We start from the raw sequence: 20,880 nt of genomic DNA, 5'->3' as shown, positions 1-20,880 counted from the left end.
ATGGAAGAATTCCTATACAATTCACTATCGTTCATTCCTACGAGCATAAGCTTTGTACCACTTCTTGGGCTTGTTTATTTTGTCGGTATGATGATCTTTTGGTGGGAAGCCGATCTGGCAAAAAAGAACCGAAATTCGATTTTTGATCAATGGTTCTTCTCTACGCTTCTGATGTTGGTATGGGGGCGAGTGACTTATATCATTACCAGTTGGGATCAGTTTTCACAGTGGAATTGGTTCTATCTACCATACGAAAGATATGGAGAGCAAATATACCTTTTTCGTGCGATGCCATGGAGATTGTTTAGTATATGGGATGGTGGATTCCTATTTATACCGATGTTCCTTGCATACCTGATACTTGGGTATTTTTACACGGTATATATCAAGAAGTGGAGATGGCGAGAAATGATGGGAAGTGTTCTGTTCTCGGCGAATTTTCTACTAGGTAGTGCACTACTTCTATATGGACTATATGCTCGCGACAGTAGGGTTACCCTCAATGGGTTTCTGGTATTCATATTTTCTTTTGTGATACAGGTCGTGGTGCATTCAATAAAACGCTTTTATAAAGATAGACACGACCCGTACAGGAGGATGTCCAGGGTTTTGGTACTATTTTATCTTGTATTAGACATTTGGTTCATCAGCTATACATTTTTGTCACAGCCCTTGATCAACATGGATAGATATCATATTTATGGATTTGTGATCTTAGGATGCTTTATGGCTATATCGTATATATTGGATATTCGCAGAAAAACACCAACAACAGACGATCAGAAGACTTTGACACCTAGGAGGATCTCCCTAAACCAAGCGATCCGCATCAGTGATAAAAAAGATCAGAACTAAAGCGTCGGTAAATATTTTGGTTCCAACTGTGATCATACTGCTTACTGATCAATGGATCGGATTTTTCTATCGAAAGAACGGAGAGTGTTCAGTAGTAGATACGATCAAAAGAGTATATGAGCTTCCATTTGTAGAGATCTTCTTGATCCTGATGTCGCTTATCTTTCTATTGAGATCAGTACGTAAAAAGGAGACGGATATTCATGAGAAGATGCCCAAATATGGTGTTTATATGGTCTTGCTTGGGTGTGCAAGTAGTCTTGTGGAGTATATGATATTTGGTGCGAATTGCGATAATTTTTCGATATTCGGAAATTTTATGTTCGATGGGACGGATATTATTGTTACCCTTGGTATAATAGTGTTATTGTGGAATATAATCTTTGTGGAATTGAATCTTGCTACATTCAGAAGTAACAGAAAAAGATAAAGGAGTGCGATTAGATATGTTTGTCCTTCAGTTGATACGATCCCTTGAGGTTGGGACTGACGTTAGTACTGTGTCCAGAGAGCAGGTCCAAAATATATTGTCGGATATTGTGACTATCAATTCCCTGATCAAGAAGCCTTCATATAGATTGAAACAGGGTGATCAGGTCGAGATGGATCAGGATCGTTTAATGGAGCTTTTGGTGAATATACGAGAGAAAAGGGAGAGTATCAATCAGATCCAGCCGATACGAGGTGATCTTGAGATCATAGAGGAGAGTAGATCATATCTGGTGTTGAACAAACCTCGTGGTCTTGCAGTTCATCCCGGTATAGGAAATGAGCAAGATAATCTCGCAAATAGAGTTAATTGGTATTTCTCATCTACCGGTGTAGATACAGCACCATTGGTTCGTTCGGGGTTGGTGCATCGATTGGATAAGCCGGTGGGCGGATTGATCATTTTTGCAAAAGATCGCTCTACACAAATTGACCTTGCCGATCAGTTCAGTAGACATACGGTCTTGAAGATCTATCACGCACATTCATCAACAGCATTGGATGTTATCGGTGGGGAGAATAAAGAAGACCTAAGCGAGATGCCCTCAGAACTCGATAGAATCATCACAGAATGGAAAGAGGGCGGTGTTGACTCAATATCTCAAACGGGCTGGTTAAATGCTACAGGGGTGATCGAAAGAGATCCATTACATCGAAAACGAATGTGGTTTCGTCCGACTCATGCAACGGTGGGCAACTCGCGTAATTCTGTATCATTTATACGAAGATATGGTGACAATGAGCTTCTGATACGGATCGAAACCGGAAGAACCCATCAGATCAGAGCAACATTGATGTACTTGGGTTGTCCGATCGATGGTGATTCGTTATATTCTAGTAAATACGATGTCCCTGATCAGATAGATCTAACTTCAGTTGTGCTTGGGATCGCTGTCGATGGAGAAGATAGAGTCTGGCGTATAATATAAATATCTAGGCCATAGCTTCATTCTACAGGTATTTTTGTATATAAGTAGGATAAATAGTGTGTGGGAATGTCGAGGTGGTTTATATTAGCGGTATAGAGCTATTAAATACATGTATAAAGAAGTTATACAGTAACTGCCTGCACAGTTTGATCCGAGTAAGTAAAAGAGAGGTAAATACATAGGGTGGTTTACCAAATTCGACAAGCCCGTCTATAAAGCGGTGTAATGTAACAAATATGTAACAAGTGGTGCGGGTGTGTAGGGGGTAAATAAAGTGTACTAAACGCGATATGAAAACGGAAATATAGCTATAGGGTATGAGTAATATCGGTAGATTATCAAAATGACGAAAAATAATAGAAAGAAAAATAGTAAAAAAAGATCGGAAGGAAGGATCAGTAAAAGGTCTTTGGTTGTATCAGGTTCAGGACGCTCAAGCAAAGGTAGAAAGAAGGGAAGGATACATGATCTGAGTAGATATATGTCACGCGGAAATCTGATCATCCTACTTGTTGTAGTATCTGCTTTAGTCTTGGTCGTAAATTGGGTAGATATCACAAATTCACTCTCAGCTATACAGATCGAACCAACTATAAATAACTCCAAGTTCATACGTAAACCAATAGATAATGTTGATCTGGTAACTGAAAGTACATTGATCGTATTAACAACATCCACCGGCATGGATCTTAGGATAGAACACGCATTTGTAGTTGTGCAAAACAAGGAGAAAGCAAAGCAGTGGATCGTACATATCCCGGGAAATATCTACATTAGTAGTAGTTTTTCGAATTTTGCTGATTATACGCCAGTTTCTAATCTGTATTATCTAGGAGAACTTGAAGAGAAAGGTGCTGGAAAAGAGTATACGATCTGGGAGTTAGGACAGCTGTTAGGATATAAGTTCAATAATTATATCTGGTTAGATGATCAAGCTGTGAGTACTATGTTTGGCGAACTGAAAGATTATAATGACAGCTTTTCTATCTTGACGAGAATGATAGGTAGCGCTAGTCCGATCAATCTCCTTATCAACAACCATGAGATCGTCAAGATAGCAAATGGTACTGACAGTAATATAAGGATAGATAGGATAGTTGCTCTGATGGGAAGTATTCGAGCTGTACAGGATGATCCAGAAGAATATTTCGATTTTGAGCTATCAGAGCTACAGGAGTTACGAACTAGTGAATTTGGTATAGAGATCCCCGTAGTCACTTATGCAAGTGTTGACGATAGGCTGAAAAATATCGGAGATGCTGTCTTGGACAAGGATGTAGAGCGGGAACAGGCAAAGATCGAGGTTTATAACGGGAGTGAGATCTCAGGGCTTGCTTCGAGGTATACGAGAAAATTATCTAATAATGGTATGAATGTCATCAGGATCAACAACACGGATGATCTTTACGAAAAGAGTGTTATCTATACATCAGATGCAGAACGATTCGGTCATACGATCAGTGCCATCAGACAACTGATGCCAGTAGATGTTATCGTAGAGCCTGAAAGACCTTCATTTCTAACAACCGGAGACATTGTATTGGTGCTAGGTATGGATCTGAATATTGATTCAAGCTGGTTAGTGAACGACTCTGAATAGTTTATATATGTGTTCGCAATCAACGGTGTGAAGAGATTAAATCCCTCGACCGTTGGCCAAGGTATTTTTGTTACTCCACAGCCATTCTGGGATTGGGTCTCGCGAAGCAGGACCCAGTCTCATCCCCAATCGCACCCAAGGGGTATAAAAGTATGGTTCATAATTAAAGAAAGTAATAATGTTCGAATTGTTAAAGTGTTTTTGTATTGTGTAATTTCTTGTTAAAATAGTGTCATCATGTTTCAAGTCATACTGCTCATAGCTCTACTCTTTTCTGCAGGCTTTACTGTATTTGTGTATTTCTATACACGAAAAGAAGATGATGAAGTAGAGGTCTTTGAAGAGGTTCGTAATCCAGTGGTGATGCAAGTACTGGTTCCACGAGAGAATGATAAAACACCGTTAGCTTCTGAACAGATGTTCGCCTCCATACATGGGATCTTGCGTGATGCAAAGAAATCCTTGGATATGGTGAGCTTTGAAATAGTTTCGAATGGCATGAACGGTATTAGGTTCTTTATAGTAGCCCCACAGCACCTGTATAAATTCATTGAGGGGCAGGTGTATGCACAGTATCCAAACGCCGATATCAGCCTTGTTAAGGATTATACGCAGGAGCCGATCCAAGCTACTTTGTCCAATGGTGAACCTTATCAGGCGTATGTTACCACTGGACTGATCGAGCTTGAGAAAGATTATATTTTCCCCATCAAGACATTTCGAAATTTTGAAGTAGACCCACTGGCAGCAATTACTGCGGCAATGGCAGATCTTTCAGAGGGACAAGATATTTGGTTACAACTACTTGTGAGGCCCATAGCTAATTATTGGCAGGAAAATTCAAAAGAATACATAACAGCTATCCGGGATGGAAAAGATCCTGGTCAGAAAAACCTTTGGCAGAGGTTTCTTAGCGACATGTCAGGTACACTTACAAATCTAAATACATCAGGCACATCAGATAAACCTGCTGCAAAGCAAGTTGTAAAGCTGATACCGGGTCAGGATGAAGAGCTTAGGCAGATCGAAGAAAAGATGTTGAAGCCAGGATTTGAGATAACTATAAGGGTGATAACAAAAGCGGGTGATCAATTTACTTCAGAACAGCTTCTCAGAGATGTTGTAGCGAGTTTTAAGCAGTTTACAACATCTCATCTGAATGGTTTTATACATTCTGTACCCGATATGAGTGGTCAGGAGATATATCAGGATTATCTTCGTAGGTATCTACCTGCTGATCAGATCGATATTGTGAATATCGAGGAGCTTGCTTCTATATACCATCTCCCCAACATATCAGTGGAAACCCCAAATATTCATTGGAGTAGGGCTAGAAAGGCAGAACCACCGTTGAATGTTCCTGTTGTAGGTTCTGATGAAGACATTAATATATTTGCAGAAACAGATTATAGAGGAGAGAGGATACTTTTTGGTTTGAAAAGACATGATAGACGTAGACATATGTATCTGTTGGGAAAGACTGGAGTAGGGAAGTCGGCTACATTCAAGAACATGATCGTGTCGGATATCTTGAAAGGTGATGGAGTATGTTATATCGACCCACACGGGCAGGATATCGATGAGATCTTGAACTATATCCCACCACAGAGGGTCAATGATGTGGTGTATTTTGATCCCTCCGATAGCAAGTTTCCGATCGGTTTCAATATGTTGGAGTTAGAGGATCTTACGCTTCGTGATCTTGTTGCTGATGGTGTCGTTAGTGTATTTAAAAAGCAGTTTGGTGATTCGTGGGGACCTAGACTCCAGTATATCCTGCAGAATGCAGTAGCTACCTGTATAGAGGCTCAGGGGACTACTATCCTTGCTGTGCAGAGGATACTGATCGATACGAATTATAGGAAATTCATATTAAAACAACTTAAGGATCCGATCTTGTTAAAATTCTGGCAGGATGAGTATGAGCAGATGTCCCAGAATTCCAGATTGATCACAGAAGCTGTAGCACCTATCCAGAATAAAGTAGGTAGGTTCATCTCGTCATCGGTCATCCGAAACATTGTAGGACAAGTGAAATCAACTATCGATCTCAGAGAGATCATGGATAGTAAGAAGATACTGTTGATAAATCTAGCACAAGGAAAGATTGGTGAGGAAAACGCATCATTGCTAGGAGGTATGATAATCACCCGATTGCAAGCAGCTGCTATGCAAAGGGTTGATATACCTGAAGATGAAAGAGAAGACTTTTTTCTATATGTGGATGAGTTCCAGAATTTTGCTACTGACAGTTTTGCTAAGATCCTTTCAGAGGCTCGTAAATTCAGGCTGAACCTCACTATGACGAACCAATACATTGAACAGATCCCGTTGACGGTTCGTCATGCAATATTTGGAAATGTTGGTACATTATCTTCTTTTGTTGTGAGCCAATCTGATGCAAGTCTTTTAGCTCAAGAGTTTGCTCCGATCTTTGATTCAGAAGATCTAGTATCACTCGAATCTCACTCGATGTATTTAAAGCTCTGTATTGATGGTATGACATCAAAGCCATTTAGTGCGAAATCGCTTGATTATAAGAAGAGGCTTGATCCTTATGGTGAGAGGGAGAAGATCATTCAGGTATCACGAGAGCGTTACGGCACTCCACAGGAGGTGATAGAGGATAAGATACAGAGATGGGCAAATCAAAGTTATAGTCAACAGGGAAACCGTAGCCAGCTAACTTATAGTGAGAAGAAGGGGAAGTCTGATGGTGCCAGTTCGAAGCAACCCCAAGATCAGTCATCGACAAGGGATACACAGGGCAACGATCGTCAGCAGAAGCAACCCCAAGATCAGTCATCGACAAGGGATACACAGGGCAACGATCGTCAGCAGAAGCAACCCCAAGATCCGTCATCGACAAGGGATACACAGGGCAACGATCGTCAGCAAAAATTACCACCAGATCGATCCTCTGCAAAAGATTCACAAGCGAACGATAGGGATACAAGTCCAGGGTACTCAAACACATCTCCCTCTGAAAATGCGCTGGGTAACGATCGTAATGCGAACCCGCAACGATCACCGCTCCCGGTTATTGAGGGACCAAAAGAATCCAATTAACCTAGAGGATCTTATGTAGCAGTTGTGATCAGATATATTCAAACTGATTAGTGTGATAGAATACAGCAGTTAATTAGCATTTTCGACTCTATGTCAGGACATTCAAAATGGTCAAAGATCAAGCATAAGAAAGCTTTGACAGACGCAAAAAAAGGAAAAGTATTTTCAAAATTAGCCCAACAGATAACTATAGCTGCTAGAGAAGGGGGTGACCCTGAATCGAACTTCTCTTTGAGGTTGTTGATCGATAAGGCTAAAAGTGCCAGTATGCCTGCTGACAATATCCAGAGAGCAGTAGATCGGGGAGCAGGTAAAGGCTCGGAGGAGATTCATCTGGAAAAGGTCACATATGAAGGTATCGGACCTTTAGGCGTATCTGTGATAGTAGAAACCTTGACGGATAATAAGAATCGAACAGTTGCAGATCTCAGAAAGACATTTAGTGAAAGAGGGGGGGCTTTGGCTGAAGCAGGAGCTGTAATGTGGAATTTTGATCAGCTGGGATTGGTCACATTGAAGGCAGGGTCTATGAAGAAATCAGAAAAGTATGGACATAGCGATGAATTTGTACCATCAGATCCTGAGGAGGTGACCCTTGCACTTATGGAGATCCAGGGGATCACGGATATTGATAATTATCACGATGATGAGGAAAATGTCGAATATCTAGATGTATATACGGATCCAAAATCATTGACCACAGTACGAGATACTATCAAAGATATGGGCTATGTGATCACATCCGCAGAGCTTATCTGGAGGGCAAAGGTACAGAAAGAGCTTGATGAACAGGAAGTGGAGAGGATCAGGGAATTTGTTGAAGCTGTGGAGGAGCATGATGATATCCAGTCTGTATGGACTGATATTGATGATCAGCTATAGATCGAGATTAAGATAATGATAATGATGCATGCGTTTCTTTGGAATTGATCCGGGATATGCACTAGTCGGGTGGGCTGTTATTGATTTTGATGATGTTCGTAACGCACGGCTGATAGATTATGGCGTCATAACAACAGACAAACACCTAGCCATCCCTGAAAGACTCAATGAGATCGCTGTAGATATTAGTTTTCTGCTTGACAAGTTCCAACCTCAATTCGCAGGGGTCGAAACCCTTCTGTTCCAGAAAAATGTCAAAACAGCTATGTCTGTCAGTCAAGCGCGAGGAGTTATGTTATACATGTTGCAGAATCTCGGTATCGGTATAGTAGAGGTTAGCCCATTACAGGTCAAAAGTTCAATTGCTGGATATGGGAGAGCGACGAAAGCTCAGGTCCAAGAAAATGTTAGAATGATCTGTGGTCTGCAAGAAGTTCCTAAGCCAGATGATGCGGCAGATGCTGTCGCTGTAGCTATTTGTGCATATGATATGATCTACAGTGGAAATTTAAGTTCTAGACAATAATCGGAATGATCGTACAACTAAAAGGCATAGTTTCAGAAATTCGTATGATATCAAACTTAAAATACCTAGATCTGATAACTGTGAGTGGAGTGGGGTATAGGGTGACTGTGCCAGCAAACGAATTCCCAGGAGCAAAAGGTGAGGTTGTTGTATATACAAGTATGCAAGTCCGTGAAGACAGTCAAACCTTATATGGATTTGAAAGGGCCTCTACAAGAGACTTTTTTGAAATATTGATAGGTGTATCGGGGATCGGACCAAAGATCGGTATATCTATCTTGGCAACCTATCCAGAAGAGAAGGTCAAGCAGTTGATCCTTGAGACTGATCATAAAAGCTTAAGTAAGGTGTCAGGATTAGGTCCTAAGGGCGCAAAAAAGATAATACTTGAACTTGCTGGTGAATTGTCATCTGTAAATGAGGAAGAGGCAGACGCACGAAATTTGGAGATGATCAAGGATATGAAACAAGCTCTAAGAACATTGGGCTTCAAAGGTGAGGAAATGGAGAGTATGGTCAAAAAAGCTCATACACTATTAGAAGAAGATATGGAGATGAATGTTGAAGATCTCTTGGCACAAGTGTTGAGAGGGTGATCTTGGTAGATATTTTAAGCGAATCAATTAATTTTGAACTATAGGGCTGTCCAATGGTGGTTTCAAATATGTCAGATCAGGCTGTTCCTCAACAAGATCGTAGCGTAGGAGATAATGATGTTCTACAGATCGTTGATGCATCTGCATCTATCAATTCTGAAGATCCTGGCCAAAGTTCTACTACTGGTATAGATGATGGTACAAATGTGAGCCAAAGCAAAAGCGGTGATCCCATGGAAGAGACGATGAGACCTAAGCGATTTGACGAGATCATTGGTAGGATCAGAGAGAAGAAAACTATAATCATGATGATAGAGGCAGCAAGGAGCAGGGGTGATACCATTGATCATATCCTTTTTTATGGCCCACCTGGATTGGGAAAGACCACATTTGCAGTATCGATATCAAATGAAGTAGGTTCAACACTCAGAATTACCTCAGGTCCTGCTATTGAAAGACAAGGAGATCTTGCTGCTATTTTAACGAATCTCCGTCGTGGAGATATTCTATTTATAGATGAGATCCATAGATTGTCCAGGAATATCGAAGAGATACTTTACCCAGCTATGGAGGACGGTGCAATTGATATTGTAATGGGTAAAGGCCCTTCTGCTAAGACAATTAGGCTCAATCTAGAACCTTTCACGCTCATTGGTGCTACAACTCAGATCGGTAAGATAAGTAGTCCTATGAGAGAACGGTTTGGATTGGTCCAGAGACTAGATTATTTCGACGATAAAGATCTTTCTGCGATAATCAAAAGAGCAGCAAGGATCGAAGGGATGAAGTTTACAAAAGAGGCTTTAGAATCGTTATCTGGTCGTTCGAGAGGTACAGGTAGGGTGGCACTAAGACTTTACAGGCGTGTACGGGATTATCAGCAAGCACATGGTATAAAGGGCGATGTGACGATAGAAATCGTCAATAAGGCTCTAGATATGTTGGGAGTAGATAAGTATGGTCTAGAACGTATAGATAGGGAATTGTTGAGAGTGATGTATGAGAATTTTGGAGGTGGACCGGTTGGTCTTTCGACACTTGGAGCTGCAATTTCTGAAGATATATCAACAATATCAGATGTTTATGAACCTTTTTTGCTTCAACAAGGATTTTTAAGTCGCACATCAAGGGGTAGGGTATTGACCCAAAAGGGCATAGAGTATGTATCAGGGTTATTTGATGGTAAAATCACTGAATAATGGCAGAACAGAAAAGCTATGTAGACAACGGAAAGAGAGGGAGAATGTTAACCTTAGCAGGGTTGATAGGGGTAGGGTTATTCTTGCTCAGGGGGTGGGGTTTGATCGATATCAACTCAAATTATGATCTACTAGCAACATCTGCAGGATTCTTTATATTCACCTATATCGGTTTGTTGGTAGCATTCAAATTCAAGGTGACTTGCAGATCGATGCTGGTCTCAATATCGCAAAGCTCGATCTTTGTTGCAGGTGAGGTGCTGTTTGTTATGATGTTCTTCTTTAGGGAATTTTCAAGAGTATCGGATTTTGTTTTTCTATCAATACTTCTGCTTATCATAGTATTCGTCACATATGCGATATTCCTTATGACAAATATCTTTAATGTAGCTTCTTTTAAACCAATTCCATTGATCCAAGTGGCATCGACCGCCTCATTCATAGCAACGGTAATGATGATCTACTTCATCTCCTTTGCCTTGATAAATCTCGCTATACCAATGATCCTGATGATCAGTCTCATATTCCCGATATACATAGCGATCATGGCAAATCACTTTGCACAGATGTCCATTAGGTTCAGAGATTCTTCGATCATAATATTTTCGACTGCAATAGTAGGGCTTATTGCCTTCCTAGCGGTATTATTTCTAGGTTCGAGGCATGAATTGAGTGCTATAGTTCCTGCCTCTGTAGTTTTTGGCTTGATCGGATTGGAAATGTCCTTTGGTAAGTCAGAGAAGAAGAATGTACTGTTATTCCAGCATATTCTCGTCGTTATCGCAGCGTTTTTGGTAAATATCCTCTTTAATCGCTGATTCCCAATATTAAAATTTGAGGTATACCCACTAGAGAGTAGGGGTAGGGGCCTATAGTCATCAATGACCCATAGCACATATCGGCCCATACGGCCTATAGTATATCGTGTGGATAACTGTCAGAGGCGTTAAATGAGTGCTTATTTCCGATCCTATAAAAACATCGATATTTCAATATCAGGGGGAGTGACAAGAGTGTCATGTGCTACTTACAGCTAGAGAGGAGATAGACTCTATCCTACTTGACCATAGGTCTATATTTGTATACAGTATAGGTATGTAGCAACCGAGTATAATCACCCTTATATGCGGTACAGTATGGGTAGTGATCGGAGGAGTGGCTTAAAAGCAGATATAAAAGGATTATTTGCGTATACCAATATCAGATCATATATTCATGATCGCACTTACTATAAATTCTTTATTAAATTCATAAAAAATCCTCTACTTTCTACTATGTCTGGCAAATTCACAAACCCCTATCTAACAGTATATTTGAAGCATAACCCCTATTTACCCTATTTTGTGATGGGAAATTCCCCTATGCACCCTATTTCGCTTGGTATAGAGGCATTTCTGAGGGGTGTGAGGTGTTTGATAATCGAATTATTATCTGCTCTAAATAATATATACAGTACTTATTCATCAAAATTACTTATCTCACGGGCATTTTTGCATATTAGAACAGATGTTTCGTATATTGGCACAAATATTTGTGTCATACCAATTAATTATGTAGATTGAAGTATGGAATACAAATTCCCAAAATTACCAGATCAAGATGACTATCTATTGGATCTGCAAAACAACAATTACTCAATGCGAACTGTATATAACTACGCAAGGGATCTGTGTATATTTGCTCTGTTCCTGAAAACCAACGGATACGATTTTATGAATTTCGACAAGAAAGCTATCACCATGTATAAAGGATACTTAAAAAATGGAGATCATCTGATAGATCTGAATAGATTTAGAGAAGATGTTGCCAGAAATGCTGGTATATCAACTGAAATGGGCTCGAAGCCCTCTAAGGGGTCTAGAACGAACGAAGCGGATGAGGGTGCTATGAACATACCCTCTGAACAGGTCGAGAATGACGAAAATGTGCACAAGAGGTCTGAAACATATCTGGATGATGTCTATCGGAAGGTTTACGGTACATTAGGAAGTCTGAAGTTAGGATCGACCCATCCAGACGCATCTAAAGGTTTGGATGCACGAAGCGTCAATCGAATGCTATCAGCATTGCGTTCATATTTGAAATACAGGATCGAATTCGATCTGGATTATCCGGTAGCACCAGATGCGATCAAACTGATCAAAGCTGATAAGAAGAATAAAGGAGTTGCTGAGTTCGATGAGCTTGTTGCTTTAATCGAATGTCCGATGCAATTTGAAGCTGACGAGCGTGTGGCATTGCGAAATCGTGCTATGTTAGAGCTACTATTCAGTACTGGTATGCGTATATCCGAATTGATAGGATTAGATCTTGAGAATGTGGGACTCTCTGGTAAGTTATATATAGTTGGTAAAGGCCGTAAGGGTCGTTTTGTATATCTTACCCACCGTGCTATGTATTGGATCGACCAGTATCTCGGTATCCGTCTGAGATATGTTGATGAGAATGTCGATCCCGAAAGGTTCGACGGAAAGATGCCGGGTCAGAAAGTGAAGCTCATAAGTTTTGGTACAAAGAAAGGATTGGATATCGAAGGTGAAGAATCGATCGAGCTTGAGATTGATGGCTCAGAAAATAACACTGATCGTGAAACCTCCCAGAATATAGGTGTTTCACGCGGTGGGGATGACAGTAAAGCATTTACTGATGGTATGTCTCGTGCTGAATATGAGAAGCGAGCTGCCGAGTTCCAGAATCTCGCCCTACTTGAGAATCACAAACGCACGAACTTTCTAGCGAAATTCACATCCCCTGCCCTATTTATACCTTTTAGTGGCGGGAGAAATGGCAGACGCGGTCGACGTTTATCTACAAATCATTTACAAGAGAAGATCGCAGCATATAGGCGTAGACTTGGAATTCAGGTGCCTACTTCCGCACACTCTTTGAGGCACGGTTTTGCGACCTATCTTGCGGAGAATGGCGCCTCCCCTGCTGCTATACAGGTTCTGCTTGGTCACGAGAGTTTGCAGACAACGACCCGCTATGTGCATGCGAGCGATAGATTTGCTGAAGAGACGCATAAAGAGAAGCATCCGTTGGGGTGATAATGCTCTTTGAACCTAGAGCGACAGTTTTTTGATCAGGTTCTGAACAGCTATGAGTTTTGGACCTGAAAGGTTGATAATTAACGTATCAGAAGTGATCATTTTTCTTTCAGTGCGTAATCAAGAAGCTTGAAGAGTTTCACTTCCTCTTCTTTATCGCCTTTTAGTATGCTATCGATAAGTGATGATTCCCAAATAACGTGATCCATTTTGGTGTGCTTAAACAGATCTCGCATTTGAGGATCTCTCAACTCGGCGATCGAGACAATTTTTGGTGCATAACGTTCTATCTGGAGACCAAGAACTAAGGTGTATGTATCAGGCGAGGTCAAATTGTCACTAGTCATTATAATAGCAATTGAGGCATGATAAAGACTTGCTTTTCGTAAGATCTCTTTATCTAAAGGATCTCCGCTGACTAATTCTATATCACTCCGAGGAACCTGTTTTAAATAATTAGATATGATTACGATCTTAGTATCTTTACCGTATCTTTCAAACAACATATCAATTAGACCATTAGTGAATGAGTTATATCCCAAAATGACCACATGTCCACGATGATTGACTGATGCGTAACCCTTAGACTTATATTGAGCTAGGATCCTCACAATATTCCCAATCTCAGAGATTATCAACGAAAAGAATATCAAACTCGAAAAGATCAGTAAGATACCAAAAAAATGCCCAAGATTTGTTACAGGTGTGATATCACCATAGCCTACTGTCGAGATGGTTGAAGCCCACCACCAGATCACATAGCTTGGATCTGAAAATGCTGGGTTATGGGGTGATTCAAAGATTCCGACAAGAAATGCTAGGGCTAGAGACAGGATGATAACAGGTAAGCCAATTTTCAGGGTGAATTTGATGGTTTGTCGTAATTCTGGGTGCATTAAATCGATAGTCAATGTATATTAACAAAAACACATTAACACTCTAGTAGGTGCTAATCAAGACTTATCAAGATTGTATGCTGTAATTATCCCCCCCCGAAGGGCTTGAAATTACAGAAAATGATCGCAATATGTAAATATGCTATATATACACCAAGTTGATGATATTCATAAATAAAAGAAGCTCCGCGTTTGCAGAGCTTCAGTATAAACCAGGCTTAATAACTAAAACTAAGATCCTTATACAGGGACATTCGCCATTTGATCCCTATTAATTGTATTCATAGGGTCAAAATTAGCACCTAGTGCTACAGGAGCTACATTAGGTTGTACAGGTACTGCATTTTGCCGTACTGGAGGTACAACTGGTGTAGGTCGATAAATCTGTTCTGCATCATAGGACGGTACAAAAGAATCATCATGATATAGTTTATATGCCTCTTCTGGAGTTAACGGGTATGAATTTAGGGCTCCATCTGCTTGTAAATCACCTTCTATGTCATATACCATTTCTGTTTCACCATTAGGGCCTTTCCATACTCCATGTACGATACCTTGTAATGGTGATTCATCTCCTCTTCGCATTAATCCACCGTCGGTTAATGATGAGACTAGATGTCTAGGTACTGTGACTATTCCGTCGTCAGTCTCTACTCTGAACTCTTGTATCTCCTCTGGTAGTATCCAATCTGGTTGACCAGGTCCAGCATCATATATTAGCCTATCAGCGTTCAATCTACCGAAATCATCAGATGTCTCTTGTATTTCTCTTCGAATATATCCACCTATTCCTTGATTTGCATTTATACTTGCTCTCATATCATTCACATCCTCTAATACATTCTCAGCTTTACCTCTTACTGTATCATAGATAGTCTCGAAGATATTTCGATCTTCTGGGATATCAATATCGGTACCATCAGAGAATATGAATTCCATATCTCCATTAGATTCTATTGTAGCTCCTCCAAATTCATCTTTTAGTTGCACTTCTTGGCCTCTGATCACCTTTTCCACCATGTATGCTGGAATGTTAGTTGGTGAGTTTGAGAAAGGTTGGTTCACTTGTACAAACTCGATATCCGGATTTGTAACTGTGTAATCTTTACCTACCCATGGGTCTACTACTTCCATTGAGTTACCATCATTAAATACCTCTGATGTAGCTGTTGTAGAACCTTCTGGTGTATAGATTGTCTCTGGGTCAATGCCTGGTACATTTGCTGTAGATGTAGTTGTACCTGCATTCTGTACTGCATCACCAACTACTGTTGTTGTACTACCTGCTGCTGCACCACTGCCTACGCCATTGGCATAGACTACATTATTTGCTGTAGCTCCACCGCCAACTCCGCCTGCATATCCTACTGCTTCAGTTGCACCACCTTGCCCTACTTCACCTGCTGTTAATGTGTATGTTGCACCTGTTATTCGAGCATCTGCGAGTCCGATTATTCCTCCGTCAGGACCTTCAAGTGATGCTCCAAAACCGCTAACTGTAGCGTATTCTCCATCTTGTGTGACATATCTAACCACAACACCACCGTTCTCTGTGGCCATATCAGTCATTCTACTTAATGGTACTTCTACTTCTGTTCCATCTGATGTTACTAAGTGAACTACTGTGTTTTCTTCGGTCCAACTTTCAGGTGCTCCATCGATTTTAACATCAGTACCTGCCATTGCTTCTCTTGGATTACCCCAGTTTACTAGTCTTTCCCATGCATTTGGTCTAGCTTCACCAGCTGCGATGTCTGGCAAGTCATTCAATGCTCCATTGTAAACTGTGAATCCTGTTGCCGTAGATGTGAGTGATGATAATGAAACACTTTCATGAACTGGAGTTAGTTCAGTTGCTACCATTGGAACTGTAATTGATGTCCTTGAAATAGTTACAATCTCACGTGTTGTATCTGTAACAGTACTTCCACCGGTCTCGTTCAAAATACCACGATATTTCTCAACTGTATCAGGTGCTAAATTCTTAAGATCAAATGAATCTCCCTTGAATACAGGAGGTAAACCACCACCTCCTCGTGCTTCTGCTACTGCATCATTTGCGAATTGGTTAGCCTGACCTTCTGATAGTCCGCTTTCCACTCCGATTCTCTTAATGCTACCCCAGTGGGTACTGTGGTCTGCTACTCCATCGGCCATATCTGAGTTCCAATCTTGGTCAATATCATAATGTGTTTGTAGTTCAGCAACTTCACCTACTTCAACTGTAGATGTGCTGCTTCCTTCAACTACAAATGTAAACTCATCTTTTAGTGTAATTGTTGATCCCGACAATGTTGTAACACTATCTAAGTGAGATCCATCTACTGGATTTACAATAGAAAGTACATTTCCATCTTCTGATTCAAGTGATACGAATACATTACCGTTACTATCAACAATTGGGTGAGCTTCATATTCAATCTGGCCACCGCCAGGTATAGCTACGAATCCATTCATAGATTCGAAGTAACTATCACTTTCAACATAATCAATATTTCCATCTTCACCCATGACTGCAACATAGTCAAAGTCACCGTCTCTGTCTACATCAATGAATCCTACTGGACCTGAGTGTGCACCTGCTGGAACCTCAACGCTAAATGCTGTGACGCTATCTGCGCTATGTCCAGTCATCGACTCAAATTCATGTGCAAAATCTTGATTACCAGCTAGATACTCATCATAATCTGTACCTGATGGCATCTCATGCCCTAGGTAAGCGACATGGTCAAAGTCTAATCCTGCTGTACTTACATCTGCAGATCCATCATGTAATGCTGCTGCTGTCATACCAGATACTGGGACGGCCATATCAGCAGTACCGTTTCCATCAGTATCAAACAGTGCTAATACTGTACCATTTTGTCGTTCTTGTAATCCTAGCAATGTTCCACCACCCTGTTGTGCAAAGTGACTATCAAATTGTGAATCTAACCTATCTCCAACATTTGCTACTGTCATCTCAGACTGTGGAGCTGCTGATTCGCTTACTGCTTCGGCAGAGCCTGTTGCGGCTTCTGTACCTGTTGCAGCGAATAGCTTATCAACACTTCTTCCTATAGTACGTGTAGTCTTACCAAGACCACTAAAGATTGTGAATGTAGCTATCTGACTGTAATGCTGCTTTAATGTTTCTTTAGATCTTAGATTCTCAGATAGCAACATTGCATAAACTTTCTTGTCTGCATCAGTTTGTGTATCTTCAGCATCTTTATGCTTCATCCAGTTATCTACAAGACCACCAAGTTGACGTAACTTCTGTTGATCATGATCTTCGTAAGCTTTCTTTCTAAATGCAATAATTTTTTCGTTTAATTGTTGGTTTGTTAATCCTTCTCGCTCTGCATCTGTAAGTGCAAGCACGTCCATGATTGCAGCTCTGAAGGTTTTATCGGCCTCAGACTCTGTCATTGCAACAACTCTATCTGAGAAAGTCTTTTGATACTTCTCAAGCTGTGTACGCATGATATTTTGAGATTCTTTCAGACCTTTCTTTCTCCATAAGTAGATACCACCCAACTCAATGGCTGATGTCACAAGTGCACCTGCAGGGTATCCAATCATTTCAAATGCTGACTGAGTTCCAAGACCCCATGCAAGACCAACTACAGCTGGCACCATTGTTTTAGCGATTGCTTTCCAGCCTTGTCCTTTTGAGTCATCCCTAGCAGCTTGGAACTGTTGTTTTGCTTTCCCAAAACCTGTCCACATACGGTGTGCCTGCATACCTAATAATACTGCTGTTGCACCAGCTGCAACAAATCCTCCAGCTGTCGCAGCAACTCCAGATAGTACAATAGTAGCTGCTGGTTTCCATAATTTCTTCCAACCACCAGATTTGAACTTGGTCCACATATTCTTCCACCACTTACCATCACTCTGTTCTTCAAAGTTCTTCTTGAATGCCTCAGGATTTGCATTGTAGTACATGGCCTCCTCAGAGGTTACTTTCTTTCCATTTAGGTCAATCTCACCAGCTAGCTTATCGGCATTTTGCTCATCTGCCTGTTCTCTTACAGAGTCGACTAATTGCTCGTAATTCTCGAATCTTACTACTTCTGCAGCTTCTGCTGGGTTTGTACCTTCAATTGCACATAGAAGCTGATGTCTCATCTCTTCTACATATCTTTGGTAACCATCACCTACTGGAGCTCCTGTCGCAGCAGCTTCAATAATCTTGTCAAATGGTACTAAGCCTTTTCTATAATTCTCAGCATCTTCTGCTGGTGGTACTAATAACTCAAGTAGTCTAGTGGCTGCACCATCAACTTTATCTGCTGGTACACCTAATGCTCGAGCTATTGCCTTCAATTCGTCTAATCTTGTATTTTCTGCTTTCTCCTTCTGTTCGTATACATGTCGTGCGATCTCCCAGTTTCTTATCTTATTGAAGTCTGGGATTATAGTGTTGATATATGAAGCATCTTTAGCACTTGGTGTTTTGAGATGTCGCAATGCAATTGCCGGTTGGTTACCTTGCTGCATTCTTGTCATATCAGTATTCTCATCTTGTACCATCTTTGCTTTCACACTATCCCAATCAAAGCCCTCAGGTAGTAATGCTGCAATACGATCGAAGTCTGTAACATACAGCCTAATATCTGCAGTATTACCATTCGCAAGACCGAACATTAATTTCTTTAAGTTTTCTTTTGGTTGATCACCTTCTTTGAGTAAACTTGCTGCAAGTACTGCAAAGTATCCAGCCTGTTTCTCAGGATCATCTCCACCAAGCTCTTTTGCATACTGCTCGAGGAATCTAACATTTGCATAAGAGTGTGCTAACTCGCTCATCTTTGCTTGGCTAGCTTCATCACCCTTCATTGATAGAACTAATGCACGATCAATGACCTTCTCAAGCGTTACACCGCCTTCACCATTTCGCTCTTTTTCGAGTAATGCTTCTACTGTTGCCTTATCTTCAGCTGATAGTAGCTCTGTCATCTTGCCAACTATCTCTCGTTTGAGTCCGACTGGACCACTAGCGAGAGCTTCTACTTCTACGGTTCTATCTTTTGCTTCAGTTAATGTTTTTCTTAATTCTCGAGACTCTGGATGTCTATCTGCAATTGTTTCATTGAATTGTCCGAGATTGTTCAATGCATTCTCGGATATTTCTGCTAATGGCTTCTTTGCTTTCGCCTCTTCATAGAATTTCTTACCCGCATTTACTATGTTGATTGAATGCTGGATCTTCTTAACACGTGTTTCCCTACCAGCCGATCCAGAATTATGAAGCACTGTAAGAGCAGCGTTTGCTGCTCCCTTTAATATTTTTGCTTCATCAGTATCAGTATCATTGATTTCGTATTGATGTACAATGAGTCTCGTATCACCTGCTGGATCTCCAGCAACTGTCTTATTAATTTTTTCTTTATTAGCAGCAAACTGCTCTTGAAGGAGCTTTATAGCCGCTGGATCAGTATCTTGACCAGAAAGTCTCGTCAAGATTGCTTTATGCTCTGGATTGTTTGGATCAAAATCGGCAGGATTGCTACGAATAAAGAGCTCTATTAATGCATCTTCATTAAGATCAATGTTTTCAACCGATGCATGTTGTCGAAGTGTCTCTGTAAATTCCTGTGCATAACCGTCAGCTGGTATCCTATTGCTATCACCTCTATTTGGATTCAACGCACCAGGACGTATAAGCCTAGGCATATATACTGCCATGTCATATGCTGCTCTTGCGGCATCGGTTAGTTGGATATTTTGATTTGTAGCTTCTGTCAAGAGTGCTCCTGACATGTCGTCTGCAACAGACTTATATCCCTTACCAAGAATGAATTCCGAAGTACTCTTTAACTTCTCTTTCGCGGCTTGAGCACCATTTGCTGGTGGTAGTGATTCAGCTACCCTAGCATTTACAACTCCACCTCTAACTACAGCCTCATATCTATCAAGTACTGGTTGCTCAACACGTCCGCCTTCTATATTTGCTTCGACAGATGTATTCTGTGCGGCTACATGCGCTTCGATAATATCAAACAGCTCTCTGTTAAGCCCTTTTTCTACAAGCTCATGAGGGTGCTGATCTTTCTTCTCAACGATAAGATCGTAGGACTCTTCTCTCTTGTCAGGTGCGTTTCCAGATACTTCGTTTAGGTTAAGATTCTCTACTGCCATCGTTGAATGCGTCTAATAGGTTATGTGCCATCTCACCATATCCCATATCAAGCATCTTCTGTACGTGTGCTTGCTGTTCATCAGTGAGAGATTTAATTTTGTCTGCCATATCTTCAGCTTCGGACATGGCTGACTTAAATTCATTAATTAGTGTGAGAAGAACTTCTTCATGTAAATCATCATATGTCTTCCCATGTAGCATCTGTGCGACTGAATCCAATGCAACGCCTATTTGCATTGGGTTTGGTGCTGAGTCCATTAATTTATCCCACTTCTGCCTAGCTTCTGGGTTTAATGACTCAACTATCATAACGAATGCTCTTGATGTTGCACCATGAGCAATTGATTCTGTAATTTGATCTGCATCTTCCTCGGACATCTCATACTCACTTTGGAGGAAATCGTAAAGCTCTGCTAGCTTTACTTCTGCTTCCGACGGAGCCAGATCTTCTTTAGTAAATTTCTTTAATTCGGAAACTAGTTCCTGTACTTCAGGATCATCTTGGCTTTCTAGCTTCTTGATGAGGTCCTGGATTTGATCGTAGTCACGCGTTAAAAGCGCCTGCGATGCTTGGTTTTTAAGATCTGTGTCCATAAAAATAGGCAGAAATAAATTGATGCTTACATACAATATATGCGAAATAAGTTGTGGGTGCAAGTTTGTAT

Annotated in this window: 15 protein-coding genes; 12 read left to right on the top strand and 3 right to left on the bottom strand. The window is 40.8% G+C overall.

Annotation, left to right across the window (positions count from 1 at the left end):
- The 12 genes from H6763_01860 to H6763_01805 all read left to right on the top strand — a co-directional run bounded on the left by H6763_01860 (nucleotide 1) and on the right by H6763_01805 (nucleotide 13,192).
- The gene (locus H6763_01860; protein ID MCB9803553.1) at nucleotides 1-855 is read left to right on the top strand and encodes a hypothetical protein; all 855 of its coding nucleotides are present in this window, start codon (nucleotides 1-3) and stop codon (nucleotides 853-855) included.
- Entirely contained in the window at nucleotides 833-1,285 is a 453-nt protein-coding gene (locus H6763_01855; GenBank protein MCB9803552.1) for a hypothetical protein, read from the top strand. The genes H6763_01860 and H6763_01855 overlap by 23 nt, the downstream gene beginning before the upstream one ends.
- A complete protein-coding gene (locus H6763_01850; GenBank protein MCB9803551.1) occupies nucleotides 1,254-2,273 on the top strand; it encodes an RluA family pseudouridine synthase in 1,020 nt (339 codons plus the stop codon). Before H6763_01855 ends, H6763_01850 begins: the two co-directional genes overlap by 32 nt.
- A gap of 343 nt (nucleotides 2,274-2,616) precedes the next feature.
- Entirely contained in the window at nucleotides 2,617-3,873 is a 1,257-nt protein-coding gene (locus H6763_01845; GenBank protein MCB9803550.1) for a LytR C-terminal domain-containing protein, read from the top strand.
- A 237-nt stretch (nucleotides 3,874-4,110) separates the two neighbouring features.
- Nucleotides 4,111-6,942 carry a type IV secretion system DNA-binding domain-containing protein gene (locus H6763_01840; GenBank protein MCB9803549.1) on the top strand — a complete coding sequence of 944 codons (2,832 nt, stop codon included), beginning with the start codon at nucleotides 4,111-4,113 and terminating at the stop codon, nucleotides 6,940-6,942.
- Nucleotides 6,943-7,032: 90 nt separating this feature from the next.
- Nucleotides 7,033-7,824, top strand: a complete 792-nt coding sequence (locus H6763_01835) for a YebC/PmpR family DNA-binding transcriptional regulator (GenBank protein MCB9803548.1) — start codon at nucleotides 7,033-7,035, stop codon at nucleotides 7,822-7,824.
- Nucleotides 7,825-7,852: 28 nt separating this feature from the next.
- Complete coding sequence (gene ruvC, locus H6763_01830) at nucleotides 7,853-8,350, top strand: crossover junction endodeoxyribonuclease RuvC (protein ID MCB9803547.1); 498 nt, start codon at nucleotides 7,853-7,855, stop codon at nucleotides 8,348-8,350.
- Nucleotides 8,351-8,355: 5 nt separating this feature from the next.
- Nucleotides 8,356-8,946: a Holliday junction branch migration protein RuvA gene (gene ruvA, locus H6763_01825; protein MCB9803546.1), complete on the top strand. Its 591-nt coding sequence runs from the start codon at nucleotides 8,356-8,358 to the stop codon at nucleotides 8,944-8,946.
- 233 nt (nucleotides 8,947-9,179) lie between these two features.
- Nucleotides 9,180-10,145, top strand: a complete 966-nt coding sequence (gene ruvB, locus H6763_01820) for a Holliday junction branch migration DNA helicase RuvB (GenBank protein MCB9803545.1) — start codon at nucleotides 9,180-9,182, stop codon at nucleotides 10,143-10,145.
- On the top strand, nucleotides 10,145-10,963 hold the full coding sequence (locus H6763_01815) for a hypothetical protein (GenBank protein MCB9803544.1): 819 nt from the start codon (nucleotides 10,145-10,147) through the stop codon (nucleotides 10,961-10,963). Before ruvB ends, H6763_01815 begins: the two co-directional genes overlap by 1 nt.
- Nucleotides 10,964-11,281: 318 nt before the next feature.
- Nucleotides 11,282-11,707 carry a hypothetical protein gene (locus H6763_01810; protein MCB9803543.1) on the top strand — a complete coding sequence of 142 codons (426 nt, stop codon included), beginning with the start codon at nucleotides 11,282-11,284 and terminating at the stop codon, nucleotides 11,705-11,707.
- A gap of 3 nt (nucleotides 11,708-11,710) precedes the next feature.
- Entirely contained in the window at nucleotides 11,711-13,192 is a 1,482-nt protein-coding gene (locus H6763_01805; GenBank protein ID MCB9803542.1) for a tyrosine-type recombinase/integrase, read from the top strand.
- 98 nt (nucleotides 13,193-13,290) lie between these two features.
- Here the strand turns inward: H6763_01805 and H6763_01800 are convergent, their stop codons facing one another.
- The 3 genes from H6763_01800 to H6763_01790 all read right to left on the bottom strand — a co-directional run bounded on the left by H6763_01800 (nucleotide 13,291) and on the right by H6763_01790 (nucleotide 20,809).
- Nucleotides 13,291-14,088, bottom strand: coding sequence for an NAD-binding protein (locus tag H6763_01800; GenBank protein ID MCB9803541.1), 798 nt, complete (start codon nucleotides 14,086-14,088; stop codon nucleotides 13,291-13,293).
- 240 nt (nucleotides 14,089-14,328) lie between these two features.
- A complete protein-coding gene (locus H6763_01795) occupies nucleotides 14,329-20,214 on the bottom strand; it encodes a hypothetical protein (protein ID MCB9803540.1) in 5,886 nt (1,961 codons plus the stop codon).
- Complete coding sequence (locus H6763_01790; GenBank protein ID MCB9803539.1) at nucleotides 20,195-20,809, bottom strand: hypothetical protein; 615 nt, start codon at nucleotides 20,807-20,809, stop codon at nucleotides 20,195-20,197. Before H6763_01790 ends, H6763_01795 begins: the two co-directional genes overlap by 20 nt.
- Nucleotides 20,810-20,880 lie beyond the last annotated feature (71 nt).

This window comes from Candidatus Nomurabacteria bacterium, assembly GCA_020632395.1.
In the GTDB taxonomy this organism is placed as follows: Bacteria; Patescibacteriota; Dojkabacteria; order SC72; family JAHDCA01; genus JACKFQ01.
Note: the sequence above shows the minus strand (reverse complement) of the source record. Positions and strands in the feature narration are given on the sequence as shown.

What these genes read in the sequence shown, in the direction of transcription:
- H6763_01835 (MCB9803548.1), top strand. Translation starts at nt 7,033, where the DNA reads ATGTCAGGACATTCAAAATGGTCAAAGATCAAGCATAAGAAAGCTTTG.
- H6763_01845 (MCB9803550.1), top strand. Translation starts at nt 2,617, where the DNA reads ATGACGAAAAATAATAGAAAGAAAAATAGTAAAAAAAGATCGGAAGGA.
- ruvB (MCB9803545.1), top strand. Translation starts at nt 9,180, where the DNA reads ATGGAAGAGACGATGAGACCTAAGCGATTTGACGAGATCATTGGTAGG.
- H6763_01815 (MCB9803544.1), top strand. Translation starts at nt 10,145, where the DNA reads ATGGCAGAACAGAAAAGCTATGTAGACAACGGAAAGAGAGGGAGAATG.
- H6763_01790 (MCB9803539.1), bottom strand. Translation starts at nt 20,809, where the DNA reads ATGGACACAGATCTTAAAAACCAAGCATCGCAGGCGCTTTTAACGCGT.
- H6763_01840 (MCB9803549.1), top strand. Translation starts at nt 4,111, where the DNA reads ATGTTTCAAGTCATACTGCTCATAGCTCTACTCTTTTCTGCAGGCTTT.
- H6763_01795 (MCB9803540.1), bottom strand. Translation starts at nt 20,214, where the DNA reads ATGGCAGTAGAGAATCTTAACCTAAACGAAGTATCTGGAAACGCACCT.
- H6763_01860 (MCB9803553.1), top strand. Translation starts at nt 1, where the DNA reads ATGGAAGAATTCCTATACAATTCACTATCGTTCATTCCTACGAGCATA.
- H6763_01810 (MCB9803543.1), top strand. Translation starts at nt 11,282, where the DNA reads ATGGGTAGTGATCGGAGGAGTGGCTTAAAAGCAGATATAAAAGGATTA.
- H6763_01800 (MCB9803541.1), bottom strand. Translation starts at nt 14,088, where the DNA reads ATGCACCCAGAATTACGACAAACCATCAAATTCACCCTGAAAATTGGC.
- ruvA (MCB9803546.1), top strand. Translation starts at nt 8,356, where the DNA reads ATGATCGTACAACTAAAAGGCATAGTTTCAGAAATTCGTATGATATCA.
- H6763_01805 (MCB9803542.1), top strand. Translation starts at nt 11,711, where the DNA reads ATGGAATACAAATTCCCAAAATTACCAGATCAAGATGACTATCTATTG.
- ruvC (MCB9803547.1), top strand. Translation starts at nt 7,853, where the DNA reads ATGCGTTTCTTTGGAATTGATCCGGGATATGCACTAGTCGGGTGGGCT.